Source organism: Bradyrhizobium ferriligni (assembly GCF_056837965.1).
Genome location: NZ_JBXEJO010000175.1, coordinates 1 through 1,631, shown reverse-complemented (window position 1 = coordinate 1,631; position 1,631 = coordinate 1). Strand labels below are relative to the sequence as shown.

1 protein-coding gene is annotated in these 1,631 nt (G+C 58.9%); it reads left to right on the top strand.

All coding sequences use genetic code 11. The annotated features are described in order from the left end of the window. Positions 1-74: 74 nt before the first annotated feature. Positions 75-1,511 carry an IS1182 family transposase gene (locus AC1VNY_RS42415; RefSeq protein ID WP_482409653.1) on the top strand — a complete coding sequence of 479 codons (1,437 nt, stop codon included), beginning with the start codon at positions 75-77 and terminating at the stop codon, positions 1,509-1,511. Positions 1,512-1,631: the final 120 nt, after the last annotated feature.

Below are 1,631 nucleotides of genomic sequence, written 5' to 3'. Positions count from 1 at the left end.
GGCCCAGGCTGTGTGAAAACGCTCTGTTTGAAGTGATTCGCGCGATAAGATTCCCCAACTTTGCGGGGCATCTGATGAAGCGCTTTGTTGAAGGGTTGGGTCGCGGGCAGAGCACGCTGTTCCCGGCATCGCTCGACGATTATGTGAGCGAGGATAACCCTGTGCGAGCGGTCGATGTGTTCGTCGACAGTCTCGATCTCGACAAGCTTGGGTTCGTGGGTGTCCAGCCACTGGAGACCGGCCGACCCAGCTATCACCCCAGCACTATGCTCAAGCTCTACGTCTACGGCTATCTTAATCGGATTCCGTCGAGCCGGCGCCTGGAGCGGGAATGCCGGCGCAACATCGAGCTGATCTGGTTGACCGGGCAGCTGGCGCCGGACTTCAAGACCATTGCGGACTTCCGAAGGGACAATGGCAAGGCCATTCGTGAGGTCTGTCGCGAGTTCGTCGCGCTATGCCGCAAGCTTGATCTGTTCGGTGCAGCGAGCGTCGCGATTGATGGATCAAAGTTCAAGGCTGTCAATGCACGGGACAAGAACTTCACCGAAGCCAAGATGAAGAGGCGTTTTGAGCGGATCGATGAGAGCATCGCCCGCTACCTCTCTCAGCTTGAAACCGCCGATCGGCACGGCGATGCGGTGCCACGGGCGAAGGTTGAGCGGTTGAAGGGCAAGATCGAGAAGCTCAAGGAGGAGATCGTCCGACTCAACGCGATTAACGCGGAGATGATGAAGAGCGAGGACAAGCAGATTTCGCTCTCCGATCCCGACGCACGCTCGATGGCGACAAGCGGCAAGGACACTGGCATCGTTGGCTACAACGTGCAGATTGCAGTAGATACACAGCATCATCTCATCGTGGCTCACGACGTGACGAATGTGGGCAGCGACCGCCACCAACTCGCCAACATGGCCGATCAAGCTCGTGCCGAGCTGGCTGTCGAGACGCTCAACGTCGTTGCCGATCGCGGCTACTACGAGGGCGGAGAGCTTCGTGCCTGTGAGGAGGCCGGCATCACGGTCACATTGCCGAAACCGCTGACCTCAGGTGCCAAAGCCGTCGGCCGTTTTGGCAAGCAGGACTTCATCTATGTTGCGGCGGAGGACGTTTATCGCTGCCCTGCCGGTGAACGGCTGACGTATCGCTTCACCAACCAGGAAGATGGTAAGATGCTGCGCCGTTACTGGACGAACGCTTGTCAGAGCTGTGCGCTCAAAGCTCGGTGCACGACGGGCCCTGAGCGACGCATCTCGCGGTGGGAGCACGAGGCTGTGCTGGAGAGGGTTCAGCAGCGGCTCGACCAAGATCCCAACAAGATGACCTTACGCCGGCAGACGGCGGAGCATCCGTTCGGCACCATAAAAGCCTGGATGGGTGCGACGCACTTCCTGATGCGAAGACGACACAAGGTTGCGACCGAGATGGCGCTTAATGTGCTCGCCTACAATATGAAGCGTGCAATAGCGATCCTGGGCTGCGGAGCACTGCTGGAGGCGATGCAGACGTAAGCGACATTTGTAACGGCGCCAGAGGGTTCAGAACCTTCATTTGTCCCCCGATCGAGCCGCTAAACCGATGCCGGGCGTTCTCGACCTGTAACTTACAGGGGTTCTCACACAGCCTGGGCC

Excerpts from the sequence above, each read along its gene's own strand:
- AC1VNY_RS42415 (WP_482409653.1), top strand. The coding sequence starts at position 75 with ATGAAGCGCTTTGTTGAAGGGTTGGGTCGCGGGCAGAGCACGCTGTTC.